The sequence below is a fragment of the Paenibacillus sp. EB106-05-06-XG162 genome, from assembly GCF_058791655.1.
The window spans coordinates 177358-199942 of the sequence record NZ_JBYTDT010000001.1 but is presented as its reverse complement, the minus strand read 5'-3'; the positions used below and the strand labels follow the sequence as shown (position 1 = coordinate 199942).

Genomic DNA, 22585 nt, shown 5'->3' with positions numbered 1-22585 from the left:
TTATCGTTGTACCAATGGAAGATAGATTGCTTGGCCTGTCCTTGCGCTCTCGATCGCAGCCAATGCCAATTCCAAGGCCTTGTAGGCATCTCTAGCGGTGACAATCGACTCCGAACCTGTGCGAATACAATCGATGAAGTGTAGCAGCTCTAGCTCATACGGGCTTTGGAATCCGGGGCTTTCCGGAACCGTCACGAATGTGCTCGCCTCGGAAGCGGATGGCGCTTTATGAATTTGGAGCGAGCTGCTTTTCAGGCTATTCGCCTGCACAATGCCTTCGCTGCCGGCGATTTCTGCCTTGGTCTGGAACTGCCCCGGGAAGCCCCAATTCGCTTCCACATTCGCGACGGCTCCGCTCTCGAACTGTAGCGTAACCAAGGCATAATCGAGCAGCTCATCCCTGCGATTGAGCCCGTACACGGTTTTAACTTCACCCAGCGACCAGCGCAGGAAGTCCAAATCGTGGATCATCAAATCGACCATGACGCCACCGCTCTGTTCAATCTCGTTATACCATGCCTTTGTCGCCCCAGGATGTCCCCCAATTCGACTCGCATGTGCGACGCAAGCACGGCCTAGTTTTCCCTCGTCCAAAGCTTGTTTCATGTTGACGTAATCCGGGAAAAACCGAACGACATGTCCGACGAACAGGCGAACACCGTTCTCTTCACAGCAGCGGATCATCTGTTCCGCATCCTCGAGATTCAAGGCGATCGGCTTCTCGCTGATGACATGCTTGCCCGCTTTGGCTGCGAGCATCGTATATTCCTTATGCAAATAACTAGGCAACGCAATGCTGATTACATCAAATTCTGCCTGCTCCAGCATTTCCTCAAATGAGGTGTAAGCTACAGCCCCTGTCATACGAGCTGCATCGTCAGCCAGATCCTGTTGTATATCACAAACGCCCGTTAATTCCACATCTCGCATACCTGCATAAATGCTCGCATGGATACGACCCAATCCACCGCAACCTAATACCGCTACTTTCATCGCTACATCCCCTTCACTTGGATATGTACTTCCCTATAGAAAAATGATACATTCAGGGAAGACCCACGTATATGCGGTTATTTAACCGATTTATATCCATATTTATTCTGGGAGAAAATAGCGAGGTTGGCGCAGTGCAAATTATTCAAGAACCGATCCATTATCAGAACCCGCAATTATGTATGAAAGTATGGAAATTTACGCATACAGGTGATGAGCATGAAGGTCCTGTGCAATGGCATTATCACAAAGAGGTGGAGTTTGTCCTTGTCGTAGAAGGCGTCCATGAGATGCATACGCCGTCCCAATCGTATCGGCTGAACCAAGGCGATGTCGTGGTCATCGGTTCCTCACAGCTTCATCGTGGACTTACGCCTGTTGGACAAGATGTTGCGTATATCGTCCTTCACATTGATCTAGAGCCGTACTTCGATCCGGCGATGATGCATTATACGAGACACTTCATGGAAGTGCTGAATCCGCTCGAAGACTTGAATTACATCTTTCGCAAGTTCCCGCACGTACAGCGTGAAGTTGGGGCAATCCTGCATCACATCCATGAGGAAGTCATGCAGAAGAAGAAAGGCTACGAGATTGCGGTCAGCATGCATATTAAGCACCTGCTTCTGACGCTGCTGCGCAACGATGACCAGGGGCTCTTGCTTGCGCATGAATATGTCGATGCAGACGTGCTACGTCCAGTGACAGCGTATATCGAAGCTCATTTGGCGGACAAAATTGATATGAGTGAAGTAAGCCGGATGGCGGGCATGAGCTATACGTATTTCTCGAAGTATTTTAAGAGCAAGGTCGGGATCTCTTTCACCGATTTCGTCAATCGGAAACGAATTGCCAAAGCGGAGCGAATGCTGGCCATCGGCAACAAGAACGTTACCGACATCGCAGAAGCCGTAGGCATTGAGAACATGGCGCATTTCTATGAATTGTTCAAACGGTTCTGCGGCTGTACGCCTAGAGAATATAAACGGAAGATGAGAGGAGTGTAGCTGATCCTATGAAAAAAGACGATGATTCTATCCATTCAGAGTTATCCCTGCAAGAACTTCCCTATAGCCAAGAGAATGAGGAAATCGTGAAGAAAAACTTCTGGACCAAAACGAAGAAATTCGCCGGTAAAATCCCATTCACCAAAGATGCCGTTGCGATGTACTATTGTGCGGTTGACGCCAAAACCCCGTTATGGGCCAAAGGAATCGCCTTCGGCGCACTGGCATATTTCATTTCACCGGTGGACGCAATTCCAGATGCCCTGATTGGACTTGGATTTACCGATGATGCCGCCGTGATTGTAGCAGGAATCAAGGCCATATCCGGCCAGATTACGGACGAGCACCGGGAACAAGCGGATAATTTCTTACATGGAGATGACAAAAAGGCGCAGCCGTAAGCTGCGCCTTTCTTTCTGTATCTGTTATTTGCTGACGATGCTTGATACGAGATAAGATCATCGAGATATTCACTTGTTGGCCCGCTGATCCCATACACGTCTTGATTTCATCTCGAAACGAGGCAGTACGCCGGGTTCAACTTGTTCCACCTCGATACGCAGCCCGATTCTTTCCCGGAGGCGAACCTTTAAATCACTGCCGATATCTTCGGCTGCCTCGATCTGGACACGCACTTGATTCATTTCTTCCAGGGTGTAATAGACGATGCGGAATTCTGTAATCTGCGAAAACTCGCGGACAATAGACTCGATCGATTGCGGAAAAATGTTGATTCCTCGAACGATAATCATATCATCTGCACGTCCGATAATTCCTCCTGGAAAAAATGAGTATGGATTGCCGCAAGCGCAAGGACTGCTGGCTCTGGTTACTCGATCACCCGTTCGATACCGAATTAGCGGGAATCCATAACGGCCCAGATTTGTTAACACCAACTCTCCGCTCTCTCCATCTTGGACAGGTTCCAAGGTATCCGGATCGATCACTTCCGCCAGAAATTGAGCTTCATTCACATGAATTCCGTTTTGCAGCGAACAAGAGTAACCATAGGCGCCTACTTCGGTCATCCCGACGTGGTCAAAAAGCTTCGCATTCCATAAGCTTTCGATGCGCTGTCGCACTGACAGGATAGAACCTCCTGGTTCTCCGGCCGTAATGATGGTATTCACGTGAGAGTTTTTGATGTCGAAGCCGTTCTGCTCCGCGAGTTCAGCCAGATGCAGCGCATAGCTCGGCGTGCACAGCAGCACACTCACTTTATTTTCAATGATGCTGTACAGTCTTTCTAATGACGATTGACCCCCCCCTGGAAGGACAAGAGCACCTGCATCCTTAGCTGCTTCATACGCAGCCCAGAAACCAATGAACGGTCCAAAAGAAAAGGCGAGAAACAGCCGGTCGTTACTTGTCACTCCTGCGGATTGCAAAACCTCCTGCCAGCACGCCTGCCACCAGTCCCAGCTTTCCTTCGTATCCAATACTTTTAATGGTCTGCCTGAAGTACCTGAAGTTTGATGATAACGAATATAGCTGGATTCCGGATAAGAATGGTTCAGACCATAGGGAGCATGCTGAATCTGGTCTTCTGCAAGTTCCTTTTTTGTCGTCAACGGGATGCTGTGCAAGCTGCTTAAGGAACGGATCGGCAAAGGAAGTTCGCTTAATTTATGTTTGTAAAACTGATTTCGCTCCAGAACGAAGACTAAAAGCTGGTTTAACTTTTGCAGTTGATAGGTTTCAAGCTCGACTTCGTCTTCGCGGACTCGATAAGAAGCTGCCGTGTTTTCCAAGCACCCCGACCTCCATAAACGTTGGATTATCAACACGAATCATGAATCAAGGCAATAAGGGAACGAACTCATCCACGATGTCTTGACATCCATTGTTGTCTGCATAATCCTCCTCTCTCTGCAGGTTGAACTTCTCCATGACCGGAAGGTCACTGCAAGAGAACAGATAGGCGTCTGCACTTGACGTATTGACGTGTTCATGCCAAGCCCAATTCGGCACAACGAAAAAATCACCCTGAGACCAACTGAATTTCACACCATTAATAACCGAATATCCCGAACCTTTGAATACGTGGTAAATGGTTGCATGCGTATGCCGGTGGGCTTTGCCTGCGAATCCCGCAGGAAGCTTCTGAATCCAGGAAGCGATATTCGGGTGCGACGTCGAGCCTGTGGAAGGATTGATATACTCAACAGCATGGCCATCATACACATCTGGTTCGAACTCGCTAAGACTATCCAATGCTTGCCGCGTCTGATTCCATTTATAACTACCTAGAGGAGCAGCCTTAGGTGTGCGGTCTGAGATCGGTCTGACCATCCCTCCCGCATAACGCCGTGCCGAATAATTATCCGGGACCGAAGGGGCTTCGATTTTGTCCGGGTAAGGTTCGAAGAACGTACCGCCAATGCTGTAAATCAGCGGAATATCCAAACAATCCATCCAGATCATCGGCTTGGTGCCTGTATGAGAATGTCCGTGCCACAGCCCTTGCGGCGTGATCAGGAAGTCACCTTCCTCCATGAAAATCCGCTCGCCTTGAACGATCGAATAAGCACCTTCGCCTTCTGTGATAAACCGGAGCGCCGACTGCGTATGGCGATGAGAAGGAGCCGTCTCACCCGGGAGAATGAGCTGAACGGCAGCATAAAGTGTCTGCGTCGTCGAAGCCCAGCCCCACGGCTCTCGGTTCTTCAGTCCTGGATTCTGAAGATAAATTGCTCTTCGTTCTCCCCCTCGATCAGGCGTGAATATTTCTTTGGCCTCCATCAACTTCGCGTAAAGCGTCTCCCACTTCCACAGATAAGGGACAGCTTGTGGCTGCGGTTCATGATGCATCAGCGCAGGAATCGCGTTCCACAATGGTCCTAAATGAAATCGTTCAATTTCTTGATTGAAATCCAGCACCTGTTGGCTTTGAATATAATTGTTCTTTTCCACTTAACTGCCTCCCTTTACATCGATTGGTTGACTTGCTCATATTGCTGAAGGTTTCGTTGAATTTGGTTCAAATGTTTCTGCAAATGCTCAATCAACAGATGTGAGACGATAAACGCCATCGGTTTAATTCCAAAGCGTGGATTACGGCTTGAAGCCTCGATCGCAAGATCTTCATCACGGACAGAGCCAAGAACTTCCTTGGCCATTTGCTTCCCTTGTACGATTCCGTGCAATACATCGTCTAGGTCACGCTGCCCGGCAGAAGCTACCGCTGCTAATCTTGCTTCATCCTGAATCCCCCGCCCCCATTCAACGCTTGGAGATTTTACAGTGCGCTCCAGCTCCTCCAGCCAATAAGGAACAGCCTCCTCCACGTGGCATAGGATTTCCATGACGGACCATGCCTCCTCGGACGGCTTCCAACGCAGGACCGCTTCCGATAGACCCGCTGCTTGATTCATCAGTTGATCCGACAGACGTTCAATCTCCTCGATGGCATCCTGTCTCTTACTCATCGCAATTCCCCCTGCTTCACTTTTTTTACTTGATTGGTCAGGACGCCGATCTGATCGATTTCGATGGACACGACATCCCCGTCCTGTAAAAACACTTGAGGCGCTCTAGCCACGCCGACGCCTCCGGGCGTTCCTGTCAGAATGATATCTCCGGGTTCAAGCGTCATAAGGCCTGAAAGGAATTCGACTAGATAGGGAACGGTGAACACTAGATTTTCCGTATTGGAACGTTGTCGTTCCTCGCCGTTGACGGTTAGTACGACATCCAGTCCTGAAGGATTCGCTATCTCGTCGGTTGTTACGAACCACGGACCCATAGGAGCGCTGCCTTCTACGGTTTTTCCCTGAAGCCATTCAATGGTTCTGCGCTGCAGGTCGCGATAGGTGACATCGTTCGCGATGGTGTAGCCGGCAACGTAGTCCAATGCATCTTCTTGTGCGACATTTCTAGCTCTTCTACCCATCACAAAAGCGAACTCAGCCTCGTAGTCCAGCTGATCCGACACGGGATACAACGGAATGTCATCCTGAGGACCGATAATGGTATTCGCAAACTTCGCGAAAACAACAGGATATGAAGGCAGCTCTCTGCCCATTTCCAGAATATGTTCCCGGTAATTGTGACCGACGCAGATCATTTTGGATGGATGCTGAACAGGGGCTTCCAACCGCACATCGGAGATTGACAGGATCACTTTACGAGAGAAATGCATTCCGCTTTGCGTAGCGAAGGCGATGGCATTCCTGGCCATTTCCTTACTTTGTTCTCCACCCTGCAAAAACTCCACCATGTTCGCAGGCACATATGCATCCGCAATGGGCTTGGCCCGCAGTTGTCCCTGCGCCTTCAGCATCTCTTCGCATGCATAATTTAAATCGATGATACGCTCCTCCATACATGCGCCGATTCTATGGTTGCCTTCGTGGTTAAAACTAACTAATCGCATACATAGCTCTCTCCTTATGGATGACTTAAGAATTTACTGTACGTAAAATTGATTCTTATAAAATCCAATCGGCCAATATCCGGATTCAAACACGGCGACCAAAGGAAGGAACGGGTTGTCTCCCAATTGCCCCGCTTCTGCGAACATCGCCCAGCCCACGGCCAAAGCGCTGACATATAACGCCGATCCTACAGCATAGTTCAGCGTCTTCTCTCCACATGAACCAAAAGCACGATAAGCTCCGTCATAGGCTGCATGAAATACGATTTCCATGAAATCATTGAAAATAAAGACGAACTCATCCTGCTGCCCTGCTGCCTCTGCAGCCTGACGAATCCGTTCGGGAATAGGAGACAAATGACCCCACAACGGACTTTCGGCCAAATTCATCTCGTCAATCATGGCGGATAATTCGTCCAGTGAAAGCCAACGAACCGTAAAATCCGATATCCCAAATCCGCTTCCAAACATCTCAAGCAGATTAGTAACTAAGGGTTTGCCTTGCTGCTCATGTGCCGAATACCACCGGATATTTTGGATTCTCGAAGCCAGGGAAGCAGCAAACTGGCTTTGTGAGTATTGGGTATTCATATTGGAAATTTTCAATAGATTTGCCATGCTCCATCTCCCAGGTTCAATGAATTGACATCTCAATATTTGGTGCTCATCTTGACATGGTTCGTTCTCGGTCCATACGGCCCTTCATCCAACCATCTGCCAAGACTCGGCACGATGGAGGACAGTGAAGCGGCGAGTTCGCGCTTCGTATTCATGGAAGGGGAACTACCCTGTATATGCTCAAGCGCAATGCCGGCGCAGTCCCGGTTATATTCAGCTGCAAATTGACGTTCATTTGCTGCGGCCAGAATTGCCTGCTCGGCTTCGTTAGGATCGCTGGCTTCAAGAGCCTTGGCAATTGCCTTCGCAGACAACAGTGCATCAGGAACGCCAGAATTTAATCCACGTGCGCCGAATGGAGCGAATAGGTGAGCCGCTTCACCAACTAACAGTGCTCGTCGATGAACATCCGTATAGGAATCGGCCACCACTTGGTAAAATTGATAGGTGGATACCCATGTAATGCGATCAGCATATTTCGGATCCATCACTTTAGGCAGCCATTTACGTACGCCATCCACACCGCCGAAATCTTCCGGGTTATCGCCTTCCAGCAGTTGCAAATCGATTCTCCAGCCACCAGTAAACGGCACATACAGCACATTGCGTCCCCCCATCTCAGGATGCTTGTAATGAAAGGTTCGAACCAGCGGCAGAGGATGATCCGGGTCCTCCTTCACATCTACGACAAGGAACGAATCGCTCGAGCGTGGACCAACCAGCTTCATGCCAAGCTCTTGTCTAACGACAGAGCGTGAGCCATCCGCACCGATGATATACGGGGCCGTCCATTCTTTACCTGATTCTGATGTCAATGTGACGCCATTCGGATCCGTCTTCACATGCTTGATCGGCGTATGCCAGACAAATTCCACGCCTGCATCAAGGCAAGCTTGATAAAGATGCTTTTCGATCTCCACCTGTGCCAGACTCGTAAATGCTGGGAGTTCGTTTGGCGGAGCTGACGGATATTTCTTCATGTAGACTTCTTTGCCCTGATACATCGTACGTTTTACCGGCCAGGTAAGGCCATGCCTAGCAAGCGTAAAGCCTAGACCCGGCTTGATTTGCTCAAGCAACTTAAGTGTTGCGTTATGAATATAGATAGCACGGCTTCCCGCACGAATACGTTCCTGAGGATCTGCCTCCACAATGGTCGCCTGAACGCCGCAGCTGCGCAGAGCGAGTGCCGCAGTCATCCCGACAGGCCCAGCGCCTGCCACGAGAACGGGCCGTTGAATGTGTTGATGCGAGCTCATACGTTGTCCTCCTTCATAAATAGCTCGTTTATGATTTTTTCTTTTAATTTAACCTTCTGGATTTTGCCGCTCGGCGTCATGGGCAATTCATCGGTAAAAATAATCTTGTCTGGAATTTTATAATTCGCCAGCTTCCCTTTTAAGTAATTCTTGATATCTTCTTCCAATAAGCCTGCTTCTTTCAGCTTGATGACCGCACAGCTTTTCTCTCCCATCACGGGATCTGGAACACCGATAACTGCAGTCTCCAGGATATGAGGATTCTGATAGAGAAGCTCCTCGATCTCTCTTGGATAAATGTTATAGCCTCCGCGAATAATCATCTCTTTTTTTCTGCCAACAACTCGTAAGAAACCGCTTTCATCTAAAGTGCCAAGATCTCCTGAATAATACCATCCTTCGCTGTCTATCGTTTCGTTTGGGCTCGTTGGATTAAAATATCCAATCATGACACCGGGACTTCTACATACGATTTCTCCAACTTCCCCGGATGGCAATTCGCCCCCGTTCTTATCGACAATCTTGATCTCGGCTTCCTCAACCGCTCTGCCGACCGTCTCCGACTTCAGCACTTCAGCGTCGTTAAATGCGGTAATCGTCAAAGCTGCCGATGTCTCCGTCGCCCCATAAGAGACACAAATATCGCATCCCATCTTGGATCGGATCTGACGGATCGTATCAGCCGGACAAGGAGCAGCGGCGATGATGCCTGTCCTGAGCGACGATAGATTGAAGGTATCGAAGTCCGGCTCGTTTAATTCCAAAATAAACATCGTCGGAACGGCGTGGTGAATGGTAACCTTCTCCTGCGCAATGAGTGTTAGCGCCTCTTTTGCTTTATATCTTTCCATGAGCACCATGCGTCCTTGACATACGACGGTACAAATTAGGCAAGAGACGATACCAAACACATGGAATAACGGAACGGGAACCAGAATGACGTCATTCGAATCGCATAACAAAACTTCGGAGGTGATTGAACTTGTAAAACCGATGTTCTGATGACTCAGCATGACGCCTTTGGGAAAGCCAGTACTCCCGGAGGTGTAGAGAATGGCAAAAGGATCGTGTAGAGCCGGAAATGGAACCTCTGCTAGATTACGCCAGTCTCCCTTACTTAACAGAGCTTCGTAATCCCGAAAATGGCTGTGTCCGTAGCGTACCGTGATCATCGTACTTCCCGCTAACGCTTCGCTATCCATGAAATCGTTAAAACCGTTACTCACAAAAAGATATTTGGGACCAGCGTTCCCGACAATAAATTCGACTTCTTGCAGACGATATCTCGGGTTAAATGGCACAATGATAGCTCCGATACGCGACGCTGCAAAGTAGATGATGACGCATTCGTGCCAATTCGGCAGGCTGACGCCAATCCGGTCGCCTTGTCGAACTCCATCCGCATACAAAGCTGCTGCCAGCTGCTCAGACTCCCTTAGAAGCTCACGGTAGGTCATTCTACGTTGGCCGTCATATAGGGCTTCTCGATTAGGACTCTCATGGCAAGCCCTCTGTAGAAGCTGCGGGATGGTCAAGTTATATTTCCCCTCCCCCATCCTTCTCCCTCCTTATAGGCGTTCCCATATGGCTGCGATACCTTGACCACCACCGATACATACGGAAGTTGTGCCGTATTTCTTATTTCTGCGCCCCAGCTCATACAGGAGCGCAAGTACGATGCGCGTGCCCGACGCAGCTAAAGGGTGTCCAAGTGCTACCGCCCCACCGTTTACATTGCCAATGTCTGGATCGAAGCCAAGTTCCTTCTGACACGCCAAATATTGTGTTGAGAATGCCTCGTTGATTTCGATTAAATCCAGATCAGCTAAAGACATGCCGGCTTTGTTCAATGCTTGCCGGATCGCATCGACCGGTCCGATCCCCATGTATTTCGGTTCGACGCCGACTGCGCTCCAAGCAACTAATCGTGCGATCGGTGTTAAATTCCTCTTGGCCGCATATGCAGCCGATGTGAGAACGACGGCCGCTCCTCCGTCATTGATTCCGCTGGCGTTCCCCGCCGTAATCACGCCTCCTTGCTTGAAGGCTGGCTTCAGCTTGGCAAGCGCCTCTCTCGTCGTATCGGCTCGAGGATGCTCATCCTTATCGACCAGACGCGATTTCTTCTTCTCAACAACCGGCACCGGAACAATTTCCTCTTGAAGCGTGCCTGATTCCATAGCCAGAAGCGCTTTCCGATGGCTTGCGTAAGCATGCTCATCCGCTTCTTCTCTTGTAATCTGATAACGTGCTGCAACATTCTCCCCTGTAGCCGACATCGTGCAATCGCCGTAGGAATCATACAGCGCCTCCCACAAATAGTCCTGCATCGGTGCTGCTCCAAGGGCAAGACCTGTCCGGGCACCCCGGACCACATAAGGGATTTGGCTCATATTCTCACCGCCTCCAGCCAACACCGCTTGGCTATCGCCCGACAGAATCAATCTCGCTGCCGAAGTGATCGCCTCCAGTCCGGAGCCGCACAGCCGATTGACCGTCAGCGCAGGTGTAGGTATTGGTATTCCCGTCTTCAGTCCAACATGACGAGCGAAAAATACGGCATCCGGGCTCGACTGAATGACATTGCCGAAGACGACATGATCTACCTCGCCCGCTTCTACCTTGCTTCTCGTCAAAGCCTCTTTAGCGGCAGTTGCTGCCAAATCGATAGCGGAAATATCACGGAACGAACCGCAAAATCGGGTAAATGGCGTTCTTGCCCCATCAATCAATACAATGTCTGTTCCATTCACGATATCAGCCCCTAACGACCCGAATAATTCGGTTTGCGTTTCTCAAAGAAAGCCGTCATGCCTTCCTGACGGTCTTGCGTCGTAAATGTGTTGCCGAAGCACACCGATTCAATCGTTATCGCATGGTGCAAGTCCGTATCGGCGCCCGTTTGCACGGCCGTCTTCATCATGCGAAGCGCAATAGCGGGCTTCTCAGCTAATTTAGTAGCCCACTCTTTCGCCGTGTCCAGAAGCGCATCCAGCGGCACAACTTTATTCACCAATCCGTAGTTCAGAGCCTCCTGGGCTGTGATCATATCACCGAAATACAATAGTTCTTTCGCTTTCGCCTGCCCGATAAGTCTCTGCAGCCGCTGGGTTCCCCCGCCGCCTGGAATGATGCCTAGGTTAATCTCAGGCAGGGCGATTTTGGCATGCTCCGAACAAATCCGGAAATCGCAGCAAAGCGCCAGCTCACAGCCTCCGCCCAGGGCAAGCCCGTTGATCGCAGCAACGACCGGCTTCCCAAAGTTCGCCAATTTGTCAAAAGATCTGCGCGATACTTGATTCCATTTGTTCATCCCTTCTGCGTCCAGGTCCTTCATTTCTGACATATCCGCACCGGCAGCAAAAGCGCGTTCGCCGCTTCCTGTAAGAACTACCGCCTGAATCTCATCATTGAGCTCGATGTCACTCAAGGTTTGATACAGTTCAATCAACATTTGTTGATTGATTGGATTCATCGAGGGCCGGTTCAATGTGATGACAGCCACTTTCCCGATCAATTCACATTCTAGAGCTACGTAATTCATCGTCTCTTCTCCTTCATCCTCATATAGAGGTAATTCACGCACTTAAAGTATTATTGGTAGTCATACCAGCCTGCTCCTGTCTTCCTACCGAGACGGCCCGCCCGAATCAATCGTCTTAACGAGGTTGGAGCTGCAAACCGGTCATCCTTCAATTCCTCGTAGAAATAATCCATCACATGCAGCCCGATATCTACGCCGGCGAAATCCTGCAGGGCGAACGGCCCCATCGGATAATTAAGTCCAAGCGTAACGGCTTTATCAATATCCTCAGCTGACGCGACACCTTCCTCCAGCAAACGGATCGCTTCTATAAATTGCGGAATCATAATCCGATTGACAATAAAGCCAGGTGAATCCTTTTTCACTTCAATCGGCTCTTTCCCCAATTCCCGCGCCAGATTCATAAGTACGGCAATCGTCTCATCACTCGATTTGAATCCTCTGACAACCTCAATCAGCTTCATTATCGGGGCGGGATTGAAAAAATGCATCCCTGCAACGCGCTCAGGACGGCTGGTTGCTTCAGCAAGCGAAGTAATCGAGAGAGACGAGGTGTTCGTCGCCAGAATCGCTTCCGGCCTCACCGTTTCATCAAGCCTGCGGAACATATCCTTCTTAATTTCCATATCCTCTACAATCGCTTCAATGACCACGTCCGCATCAGATAACACGTTCAAATCGCTCGTTCCCTCGATTCGCGACATGGCCAACTCCCGCTCGTCTTCCGCCAGTTTGCCTTTTTCCACTAATTTGTGAAGCCCAGCTCCAATTCTACCGATTCCTTTGTTCACCAACTCGTTATTCATATCAAATAACATAACTTGAAACCCTCGCTGTGCGGCAAGTTGAGCAATCCCGCTCCCCATGGTGCCTGCTCCGACAACTCCTATGATGGATATAGCCATGATGAACCTTCCTTTCGACTATGAAATGATAGATGATAAATTTAATAATCTGACCCGTCCGAAGAGATCAGGAGATGACGTAATTCTTCCGGTAGAGGCTGCGCTTTCAACACGCCATCCAACATGGAGACCCATGCCCGGATTTCATACCCCTCCGCCACTAATTCTTCGTCGCGGAAGAACGTATGCCTAATCTTCACAACCTTGTTTCTCACCTCTTCGATGTTGGAGACAATCCTGATCATATCGCTACAAAGCAGCGGCCGTCGGAATTGGCAGTGCGCCTCGACAAGCGGAATGCCTTTTTGCTCGGATAGGAGCTTGTTCGTAGGATAATGGATCGATTCGAACATCTCGTGCGTCGCCTGATCCATCCATTTATAAAAATTCGGATAGTACACAATGCCTGCGGCGTCTGTATCCGCGAATCGTACTTTAAACTCCCATACCGTACTGTACATCGCTAACTCCCCTCCATATGCTATTACCTCTTTATTGTACTTGGGGGACTTCAGCGTGAGTATGTATACCATGTGCCAAAAGAAACCCGCTTTTTCGTCCACCGTGTACGGTAAGTTCAACCTCATTGAATCTCCTCGCTGAACAGATCATGCAGCTTATAAGCGAGCATCAGATTAAACCGCTGTTCCGCGTCGTCGATATCGAATCCCAGAAGCTCTCTTATTTTTTCCAGACGATATTTCAAAGAACTGCGGTGAATATACAAGATTTCAGCTGTATCTTTAATGTTGCCGTTCGTTTGCAGATAGGTTCTCAAGGTATGGAATAAATCTTTGTTTTTTCCATCCCGATACGATAGCAGGGGTTCAAGATAGCTTTTAATAAATAGAGGCGCGGCAAGCGGATCGCCCAAATGATACAACACGGAATAGGCGCCAAGCTGATGAAAACTGAGATACCCTTTGGTTGGGAAATGGGAGCATAAGATCGTCAATGTTTTTTGCGCTTGTTTGAAGCATAGGGGATACTCACTGATGTGACTCGCTTCTTGACTAATGCCGGCATAAAGAACCGCGTTATCGTATTCGGCCTGCACGAGCTTTTGAATGCGGTCATAGAATGTTTTCCAGAAATCTCCTTTCGCTATCTCCTGCGGTACGATTGTGATGACATACTCGTCTTTGCGGGTTAACAAGATTCCTGGTTTAGTACGGGATACATATTCCCTGATCCGTTCCCAGATCCAGTTTCTTCTGGCGCTAGTTTCGAATAAATCTGACTTCTGATCGTCCTTCTCGAATTGAATCACAAAGATGCCGATTGTATGGGGCTCGTCGATATTCCAATTGAACAAATTGGCATGCTCTCGAATCTCGTTGATATCATGAAGCTGTTCCGCAAATAACCGATAAAAGAAGCCGTCCTTGACCTGCTCACGTACATCTAGAACGACTTTCTGCTTAATAAATTGAACCGCATAGACATTCAACGTATGGTTCAGTGTCATTCTGAGCACCATATCGAGCTTCGTTCTGGGCATGATCAACCCCAGATAGCCAAGAACCTCTCCGGCACCAACGACTTTCCAAATACCCGCTTCATATTGCCCTTCACTCGTCATCCAATGCTCCAATTGCTTGCTTTGTTGGAAACTCTTTTTATGAGCCGCAATCTCTTGCAGCATAACATCCAAGCTGACTTCGTCCTTATCCCGTATGGAGCTAGAAGCTATATGAAAGAAACGGTCGAATAAAATGACCGAGCAACTCATCATTTGGGATAGAAATACCGTAATGTTCTCGAATCCATCGTCTTCGAGCGTATGCTTCACCATTTGCTGTTGGTGCTGCATGAACTTCTCCAACCTGTACTTCTGGTCTTTTTCGCTGCTGTATAATCTGATATTTTCAATTAAAGACGAGACATGGGATGCTAAGAATTGCAGCAATTCCAAATCGTCGGAAGTAAAAGTCGAGTCTTCCCCGTTTAAGACGTGCAAGATTCCTATGGATCTCAAATTAATGGTTAATGGAATCGTGATTTCCTGCCCGCCGGTTTGTTCCAAATATGCAAAGTAGGACGTTAAATCATACAACTCCTTCAGATCGATTCGTTCCGGGAGGGAATATCCCCCATAGGTCGGTAATTGAAGGACAAGACAGTTCGCCCCCTCGTCGTACAAATATACAGCTGCTGCTGTGGCGCCTGTCCCTTTGCCAGCCCTCTCGACGATGCTTTCTACAATTTGCTCAAGCGAAGAACCATCCAGGTACACATTTTCCTTTAACCACTCAAGTCCTTTGATGCGCTTAACTTCATGTTCTTTCTGCTTAGCAAGTGCAAAGGCGGTTGCAATGTCTTTACCGTACTCCTCAAATAATGTGTCCGCCTCAAGCATTAAATGGACAAAATGTCGGAATCCAATGACGCACAATCCCAAGCTGCTCTCATCTTCGCGGCGGATCGGAATGGTGAACCAGGTCTGAAATTGTTCTTCATCCAGACAGGATAATAATTGACACGCCTCTTTCCCTTGCAATACGTCAAATGAAGTCATCGACTGTTGAAAAATCCGCGGTGTACAAGCATCCGCTACAATCGGAAAACAAGCTTCAAAACAAGCGGCAGTTCCCTTTTTGGCCTTTATCTTAAGCTGCATTCCGTCCATGGTCATAATTGCCATGTAATCACATGCTAATTTGGAATGAAACGAATCGATTAAATAGTGCAGCGTCTCGCCTAGCGTATCGAACTGAATCATCTGCCGCGCTGTCTTTCGAAGATGGATGTCCAGCCTGCTCATTAGCATTTTATGTTTTCGCTGAGTGGTCATGTCAGCTACAGCCCCTTTCTAATAAAAAAATCGCCGTCTACTTATCGAAACAAGTAAATGGCGATTCCTATGTTGCTGCATGAGGCTCAGGTGCGCGCCGATGCAATGTTTAATCTGCTTAATACTTCTTTTGCAGCACGATTACCTGTCTCCACACCACCATTTAAAAACTGTTGGAATTCAAGTGAGGTATACTCGCCAGCAAAGAAACAATGACCCTCAGGTTCGCCGAAAATACCTCTGAACTTCGTATACTGCCCTACTTTGTAACAGGAGTAGGAGCCATTCGTCCACCGATACCCTGGCCAGTAATCCAGTGTCGCTTTTCCATTCCATTTCTTACTTATGCCAGGCAGATCGGACTCAATAGAATTGAGGAATTTTTGGGCATACGAATTGGTATTGCCCGAACCAAAGCTATTGCCCATATTACCTCCTGTGAAATCAACCAAAATACCGGATTTCCCCGCTTGCCCTCTCGTCGTATCCCAGGTATCCTGATAGGCGTTCGATACGAACGCACCGCTGCTGCCAAGCGATTCCCAGTGACGATCTTCAAACTGCAGCGCTAGCTTAGAGCACGTAGCAACACCCAACTCAGCAATTGCTTTATGCTTCAAGCTTCTGAAGCCTGAACGGCTTAATTCTACATCTCGCAATGTCGAGACAGGTAATGCCAGAATGACATAATCCGCCTCTACACAGCTTAATCTTCCGGAAAAATAAAGCGAGTACGTTCCATTGCTATTTTTTCTCAAGCTCTCGAGCGGCGATGACAGCGTAATTTGTCCATTCAGCTTATCCGCCAATAGTTTAGGAACCTGATCATTGCCACCTCGAACATGATACCGCTCTTCACCTCCGGTTCCAAACGGAGAAAATACCTCTCGATCCGACGTGCTCATCGCGTAGATCATAGACAGAGAGCTTAACGTTGAACTTTCAAGACCAACGCTGGCCGTGTAAGCTAAATCTACCGTTTTTGATAACATTGAATTCATGCCACCCGGGACATACGTTTGCAACCAATTGACAATGGACATCTGATCTAATTGCTTACCGCGTGTCGTATAGTTTGTGTATAACGTCACATCGCCCGCAGCCCTTCGGTCCCTTTGAAGAGGCTCCCAGACGTCCAAAAACATTTTGGACAATTCCTCCATGGAAACAAGAGCCCCATCCATAACAATGCGGAAATCGCCATTTTCATATGCATATAAATCGTCCACTTGTAGATTGAGTTCCTGAATTAGATTTAAAATATCCGTATGGTCCGTATTGATTAATTCTCCACCGTGCTCATAGATTTGGCCCTCATTGAAGGCATTCCTTCCCGTATAGCAGCGCCCCCCTACGCGTGAAGATGCTTCATACACTTGCGCGTTGATTCCCGCCTGTTGTAAACGATAGGCAGCCGTTAATCCGGCAAGTCCGGCACCGACGATCGCAACACGGGGAGCTGTCGCTGCATTCACGATTTTCGTACCCAGGTTGAATGCGACTGGAGGAACCGCCATTACGGCTGATGCGAGCATCGCTTTCTGCAGAAATTCTCTGCGAGAAATTTTCTGTTGCACGCGTTCCTCTATAACTTGTTCCACAGGGACATCTCGTTTGGCTACCTCCCCGGCAATGCTGGCTGCTGCTTGTAATTGGCGCATCAAAGGAGTTTTTGACATTGTTTTCACGCTCCGTTTGAATAAGTTTTTTTCAACATCTATTCAAATTTCATCATGACATGTTTTAAACGCGTATACTCTTCTAGTGCATAGATGGATAAATCCGATCCATACCCCGACATCTTATGTCCGCCGTGCGGCATTTCACTCACGAGGCTCAGATGCGCATTCGTCCATACCTCGCCGAACTCAAGTTCTCTGCTTGCACGCATGGCACGATCCAAATTTTTGGTCCAGACGGAGGATGCCAATCCGTACTTGCAATCATTCGCCAATTGGATGGCTTCATCATCGGTTTTGAACGGGGTAACTGTAATGACAGGACCAAACACTTCTTCCTGAATGATCTCATCGGATTGCTGTGCTCCAGCGATCACCGTAGGCTGGTAGAAAAACCCAGGGCGATCTAATCGCTTGCCTCCCGTCAGGATTGTGCAGCCCGAATTTTGAACAGCCCGCTGTACCATTTCATCAATTTTTTGAAGATGTGCCTCGGAAATAACGGGGCCAACCAGTGTATCCTGGAGCATTGGGTCACCGACGGCTGTACCTTCAACAAAGGATATTAATTTATGAATAAATTCTTCGTAGACGGTTTCTTGGATATAGATTCTCGTAGCTGCCGTACAGTCTTGGCCGCTGTTATAAAACCCGCCTGCCATAGCCCAAAAAGCAGCATCCTCCAACTTGGCATCATCGAATACGATAAACGGCGCTTTCCCGCCCAGCTCCAGATGCAATTTCTTCATCGAGTCAGCCGCTTCCCTGGCAATTGATTTACCTGCACGCACACTTCCCGTAAGCGCTACCATTTTGACCTCGGGATGACGTACCAACTCTGCTCCAGCCACTGTACCATGACCCGTAACGATATTCAGTACGCCCGGTGGCAAAATCCCAACACTCAATTCCGCAAGCTTCAAAGCCGTTAATGGCGTAAGCTCGGATGGCTTAAGGACAACCGTATTGCCCGCTGCGATCGCGGGACCGATTTTCCATACGGCCATAGCTAGCGGAAAGTTCCACGGGGCGATTGAACCGATAACACCGAGCGGCTCTCTGCGTAGCATACTGGTATGCTGTGCCATATACTCGCCTGCAACAGGCCCTTGCAACATACGTGCAGCACTTGCGAAAAATCTTAAATTATCAACGATGAACTCGATCAGATGTGTCGAGAATTGAATTGGCAGTCCAACATTTTGCGTTTCCATGACAGCCAATTCATCGGCATGCGCCTCGATTCGGTCCGCAAGCTTTAATAAAGCCGTGCTTCTCTCACCCGGTGTCGTATGTCTCCACGTCTTGAATGCGACACCTGCCGCCTGAACAGCTGCATCGATATCTTCTAGCGTGCAAGCAGGAGCTTGTGCGATCACTTCTCCGGTTGCAGGGCTCAGGATGGAATCATATTGATCACTGCGACTGTCTATAAAAATCCCGTTAATAAAAATTTGCTTTCTTAGCATCATACACGGTCTCTCCTCTTCATCCTTTGCTATTCTAACAACCACTGCTCAAAGCGTACTTGCACTTTATCGAAATTGGCAATCCAGTAAGAATCGTCAGCCGCAATTTGTTGTTTTTGCAGTTCAGGTGTGACCCCAAGCCGTTTCTTATCTGCATCGGACAATTTATCAATCGCCTTTTGATTTGCAGGCGCATAATCGGCGTTTTTACCATAATCCACTTGGACATCCAGCGAAGTTGCAAATGCGATAAATTTCATCGCAAGGTCTTTATTTTTCGTTCCTTTCGGAATCACCCACCCCAAGTAGGAGCGGAATGCATTCTCATAGGTGAATTCTATCGGCGTTCCCTTCCTCTTCTGATCCGTTAGCGCGCCGTCATAGCCTGTAGCGATAGCTGCTGTTCCATTGGTTAACAGCTCTGGTACTTGCGCTCCACTCGTCCACCAGGTTTTGAAATCACTCTTGATTTCATCTAACTTCTTGAACGCACGGTCCACGTCAAGCGGATACAATTTGTCTAGGGTTACACCATCGGCGAGGAGCGCCATCTCAAGCGTTGGAGCCGGAAATTTATAAGCGGAGCGTCCGCCTGGAAATTTCTTTAAGTCCCAAAAATCCGCCCATGTCTTTGGAGCATTCGCAGCGTCAATTTTCTCGGAATTCCAGCTCAAGACGGTAGCAAAAGAATCAGAAGCAATAAAATTAGCAGTTGCGGTCTGATCGTTATAACCATCTTTGCTGATCATGTTGTAGTTTAAAGGTTCGAACAAACCTTGCTGACCTGCTAATTTCCCGTAGAAGGAATCCACGTTCACAACATCCCACGTGACATTCCCGCTATCGACCATCGCCTGCAGTTTTCCATAATCCGGCGGGGTTTCAATGACTATTTTCACATTATATTTCTTCTCAAAAGCGTCATAGACTGCTGCTTGCCGATAGCCCACCGAGTTTGCATCCCAGTCGACAATCGTTAATTTCTGCGGATTGCCTTGACCTGCCCCCCCTTCCTCATTCTTACCGCATGCGATGAGTGAAGCGCTTAAGACAAAGACAACAACCACCACAGTCCATTTCCTCAACATACTAATCCCCCTTATATCCATGATTTAAAAGAAATTACTCCTGTCTGACATTCCGTTTCGCAGCATTCGAACCGATCCAGCCCTGGATGAAGAACAAGGCCACGGTCATGATGATCAAAACAGTCGATACAACAGCGATACTCGGATCGATACTCGTACGCAAGCTTTCCCAATACTTGATTGGCAGTGTTTTGGTGTTGGCTCCAGACATGAATAGGGAAATGATCGGCTCATCAAAAACAAGCGAAAATGCGAACAACGCCCCCGAGAACAGTCCTGTTTTCATTAAAGGAACGGTAATCTTGAAAAAAGCGCCGATTGGCGTAGAGCCTAGTCCCATGGCAGCCAATTCCAAATTGCGATCTACCCCCTTCAAACTGGCGATGACCAACGTGAACACAATCGGAATCGCGATAACCGAGTTGGATAGAACCATCCCTGTATACGTATCCGCAAGCTTAAATGGCGAGAAAAAATGATAGAGTCCTATCGCGACGACAACCGTGGGAACGACCATCGGCGACAGCATTAATGGAAGGAAAATGTTTTTACCCCAAAAATTCAATCGTGTAAAGGCGACTGCTGCCATCGTACCTACAACAAGGGATACAATCGCTGTTATAGCCCCAATGAACAAGCTGCGTGAGAACACTTGGATCCATACGGGATCCTGCAAGACCTTTTCGTACCAAACGAGTGAATAGCCGGGCGGAGGAATTTGAAAATACGCCACAGATGTAAACGATAATGGGATAATGAGAATAATGGGGAGCAGAAACACGAATAGAATGAAAATAACCAAAAGCCTTAGTCCCATATGTTATATCACCCCTTTCAAAGCAGGGTGCTTCCTGAAAATAAGAAATGGAACAGCAATCAAAAGTATCGTTGCACCTAAGAGAATGATAGACAACGCCGCTGCCAGGTGCCAATTCAACGTGACGTTGATAAAGTTGGCAATTAGATTTGAAATCATTTTATCTTTCGGGCCGCCCAAGAGCACGCCGGTAATAAAAAAACCGAGACTGAATACGAAACAGATGAGCACTCCTGCGATCACGCCAGGCATAGATAGCGGAAACACAACATCACGGAAGGCTTTCCAAGGCCTTGCCCCCATGCCTTCAGCCGCTTGGAGCAACCGACTATCAATTCCTTTCATGACGGAATAGATACACAGCACCATGTATGGAAATAAATAGTGAACCATCCCAACAATGTTGCCTGTCGAAGTATAGAGCAATTGAAGCGGTTGATCGATCAAACCGAGTCCCATCAGCACTTTATTGATAACCCCTTCATTCTGCAGCATAACCATCCACGTAAACGTACGTATAAGTACGCTGATCCAGAAAGGGATCATGATCATAGACATCGTTATATTTCGCCATTTGTCCGACTGCATCTTGTAGAGCAGATAAGCAACCGGATAGCCGAGCAATAAAGCCGCTAAAGTCGCAATAAAGGATATTTTGAACGTATTGATGATGACCTTTAAATAAACCGGTGTACTAAAAACTTGAACGAGATACTCGAATGTATAATTCACTCCGTCGTGCACGCCTAATTTCATGATTTTGATGATCGGGATAAAGGTCAACAGCAGCATATATAAGGCTGGTATAATAAACAGCAGCCAATGCATGCCAGGGATCGTCGATAACCTTCGATTCTTTCTTTTCAAGGGTACAGCCGTTATTTGCATTTGCGCGTTATTCATATGCAGAGCTCACCTTACTCCCCTCATTTTCTAAGAAACCGCCTCGTTCTTTGCTTCAACGTCAGGTATCAGAGATGCATCAGCGGTATTCCAACCAACCTCGAGTTGATCGCCCACAGCCATTTCTTTGGTGGCTGCATAAGGAAGCTTGATGCTTATTCGTTCATTCGTGTCGGTCATTGCCTCAACCCGGAAAGAATCTCCGATATACGTCTTTTCCATCACTTTCACATGGTATTTATGCGTATAAGCAGACCCTTCATGAACGACATGAATATTCTCAGGACGGATGGCAATCAGTACCGCCGAGCTTTCCGGGAGGTTATGCTCGGCTTTCATCCGAACAACTTGCCCGTTCAACAGCTTTACGATCGACAAGCCTGATTCTGAGTGGATAAATTCACCATGGAACCAGTTGATTTCGCCAATAAATGAAGACACGAATTTACTCTGCGGACAATTGTATAACCTTTCAGGTGTATCCATTTGTTCAACTCTTCCATGATTCATGACGCATATGCGATCCGACATCGTCAGCGCCTCTTCTTGATCATGCGTGACATTGACTGTGGTGATCCCCAACTTTTCTTGAATATGCTTGATTTCAAACTGCATCTGCTGACGTAAATTTTTATCAAGCGCACCTAACGGCTCATCCAGCAATAAAAGAGGCGGATTGAAAACAATCGCCCGGGCGAGCGCGACCCGCTGCTGCTGACCACCGCTCAGTTGACTTGGAAATCTTGAATCAAAGCCTTCAAGCCGCACCATTTGCAGCGCTTTATATACCTGTTCTTTGATTGCCGGCTTAGGAACCTTACGCAGCTGAAGCGGATAAGCAATATTGTCAAAGATCGTCATATGCGGAAACAATGCATAGTTTTGGAACACCATCCCGATATTGCGGTCATAGGCTTTCTTTTTGGTGATTTCCTGACCGTCCAGTAATATCGCTCCGTTATTTAACGATTCAAAGCCTGCGATTAATTTGAGCAGCGTCGTTTTGCCAGATCCACTCGGCCCCAGGATGGTAACGAACTCGCCTTTGTTGATGGATAAATGCACGTTATCCACGGCCTTAAAGTTTTTGTAGTTTTTTTGTGCGCTTATGATCTCCAAATGGGCTGTCATAGG

The 22585-nt window shown here is 48.0% G+C and carries 21 protein-coding genes; 2 read left to right on the top strand and 19 right to left on the bottom strand.

Going from position 1 to position 22585, the window contains the following annotated elements:
- The gene (locus AC3WU2_RS00675) at positions 1-993 is read right to left on the bottom strand and encodes a Gfo/Idh/MocA family protein (RefSeq protein WP_492450410.1); all 993 of its coding nucleotides are present in this window, start codon (positions 991-993) and stop codon (positions 1-3) included.
- Positions 994-1064: 71 nt separating this feature from the next.
- On the opposite strand from AC3WU2_RS00675, the gene AC3WU2_RS00670 reads away from it, so the two are divergent.
- Together AC3WU2_RS00670 and AC3WU2_RS00665 are read left to right on the top strand one after the other, a co-directional pair.
- A complete protein-coding gene (locus tag AC3WU2_RS00670) occupies positions 1065-2000 on the top strand; it encodes a helix-turn-helix domain-containing protein (protein WP_492450408.1) in 936 nt (311 codons plus the stop codon).
- Positions 2001-2008: 8 nt separating this feature from the next.
- On the top strand, positions 2009-2401 hold the full coding sequence (locus AC3WU2_RS00665; protein WP_018756872.1) for a YkvA family protein: 393 nt from the start codon (positions 2009-2011) through the stop codon (positions 2399-2401).
- Between the two features lie 69 nt (positions 2402-2470).
- On the opposite strand, the gene AC3WU2_RS00660 is transcribed toward AC3WU2_RS00665, so the two are convergent.
- From AC3WU2_RS00660 to AC3WU2_RS00575, 18 genes are all read right to left on the bottom strand, one after another.
- Positions 2471-3751 (bottom strand): phenylacetate--CoA ligase family protein, encoded by a 1281-nt coding sequence (locus AC3WU2_RS00660; RefSeq protein ID WP_492450405.1) that lies wholly within the window; start codon positions 3749-3751, stop codon positions 2471-2473.
- A gap of 46 nt (positions 3752-3797) precedes the next feature.
- A complete protein-coding gene (locus AC3WU2_RS00655; RefSeq protein WP_492450403.1) occupies positions 3798-4913 on the bottom strand; it encodes a cupin domain-containing protein in 1116 nt (371 codons plus the stop codon).
- 14 nt (positions 4914-4927) lie between these two features.
- Complete coding sequence (locus tag AC3WU2_RS00650) at positions 4928-5428, bottom strand: DinB family protein (RefSeq protein ID WP_492450401.1); 501 nt, start codon at positions 5426-5428, stop codon at positions 4928-4930.
- Positions 5425-6375: a fumarylacetoacetate hydrolase family protein gene (locus AC3WU2_RS00645; protein WP_492450399.1), complete on the bottom strand. Its 951-nt coding sequence runs from the start codon at positions 6373-6375 to the stop codon at positions 5425-5427. Before AC3WU2_RS00645 ends, AC3WU2_RS00650 begins: the two co-directional genes overlap by 4 nt.
- Positions 6376-6408: 33 nt before the next feature.
- Positions 6409-6993 (bottom strand): hypothetical protein, encoded by a 585-nt coding sequence (locus AC3WU2_RS00640; RefSeq protein WP_492450397.1) that lies wholly within the window; start codon positions 6991-6993, stop codon positions 6409-6411.
- A 32-nt stretch (positions 6994-7025) separates the two neighbouring features.
- Complete coding sequence (locus AC3WU2_RS00635) at positions 7026-8252, bottom strand: FAD-dependent monooxygenase (protein ID WP_492450395.1); 1227 nt, start codon at positions 8250-8252, stop codon at positions 7026-7028.
- On the bottom strand, positions 8249-9808 hold the full coding sequence (locus AC3WU2_RS00630) for a class I adenylate-forming enzyme family protein (RefSeq protein ID WP_492450393.1): 1560 nt from the start codon (positions 9806-9808) through the stop codon (positions 8249-8251). The genes AC3WU2_RS00635 and AC3WU2_RS00630 overlap by 4 nt, the downstream gene beginning before the upstream one ends.
- Before the next feature lie 12 nt (positions 9809-9820).
- A complete protein-coding gene (locus AC3WU2_RS00625; protein WP_492450391.1) occupies positions 9821-11005 on the bottom strand; it encodes an acetyl-CoA C-acetyltransferase in 1185 nt (394 codons plus the stop codon).
- Positions 11006-11016: 11 nt separating this feature from the next.
- On the bottom strand, positions 11017-11796 hold the full coding sequence (locus AC3WU2_RS00620; protein WP_492450389.1) for an enoyl-CoA hydratase/isomerase family protein: 780 nt from the start codon (positions 11794-11796) through the stop codon (positions 11017-11019).
- Positions 11797-11846: 50 nt separating this feature from the next.
- The gene (locus tag AC3WU2_RS00615; protein WP_492450387.1) at positions 11847-12701 is read right to left on the bottom strand and encodes a 3-hydroxyacyl-CoA dehydrogenase family protein; all 855 of its coding nucleotides are present in this window, start codon (positions 12699-12701) and stop codon (positions 11847-11849) included.
- 41 nt (positions 12702-12742) lie between these two features.
- Positions 12743-13162 carry an acyl-CoA thioesterase gene (locus AC3WU2_RS00610; RefSeq protein WP_492450385.1) on the bottom strand — a complete coding sequence of 140 codons (420 nt, stop codon included), beginning with the start codon at positions 13160-13162 and terminating at the stop codon, positions 12743-12745.
- Between the two features lie 122 nt (positions 13163-13284).
- Positions 13285-15495, bottom strand: a complete 2211-nt coding sequence (locus AC3WU2_RS00605; protein ID WP_492450383.1) for a helix-turn-helix domain-containing protein — start codon at positions 15493-15495, stop codon at positions 13285-13287.
- Positions 15496-15581: 86 nt separating this feature from the next.
- On the bottom strand, positions 15582-17174 hold the full coding sequence (locus AC3WU2_RS00600; RefSeq protein ID WP_492450381.1) for a flavin monoamine oxidase family protein: 1593 nt from the start codon (positions 17172-17174) through the stop codon (positions 15582-15584).
- A gap of 38 nt (positions 17175-17212) precedes the next feature.
- Positions 17213-18646 (bottom strand): gamma-aminobutyraldehyde dehydrogenase, encoded by a 1434-nt coding sequence (locus AC3WU2_RS00595; RefSeq protein WP_492450379.1) that lies wholly within the window; start codon positions 18644-18646, stop codon positions 17213-17215.
- Between the two features lie 26 nt (positions 18647-18672).
- Positions 18673-19731: an ABC transporter substrate-binding protein gene (locus tag AC3WU2_RS00590; protein ID WP_492450377.1), complete on the bottom strand. Its 1059-nt coding sequence runs from the start codon at positions 19729-19731 to the stop codon at positions 18673-18675.
- Between the two features lie 34 nt (positions 19732-19765).
- A complete protein-coding gene (locus AC3WU2_RS00585) occupies positions 19766-20548 on the bottom strand; it encodes an ABC transporter permease (protein ID WP_492450375.1) in 783 nt (260 codons plus the stop codon).
- Between the two features lie 3 nt (positions 20549-20551).
- A complete protein-coding gene (locus AC3WU2_RS00580; RefSeq protein ID WP_492450373.1) occupies positions 20552-21451 on the bottom strand; it encodes an ABC transporter permease in 900 nt (299 codons plus the stop codon).
- Positions 21452-21481: 30 nt separating this feature from the next.
- On the bottom strand, positions 21482-22582 hold the full coding sequence (locus AC3WU2_RS00575; RefSeq protein WP_492450371.1) for an ABC transporter ATP-binding protein: 1101 nt from the start codon (positions 22580-22582) through the stop codon (positions 21482-21484).
- Positions 22583-22585 lie beyond the last annotated feature (3 nt).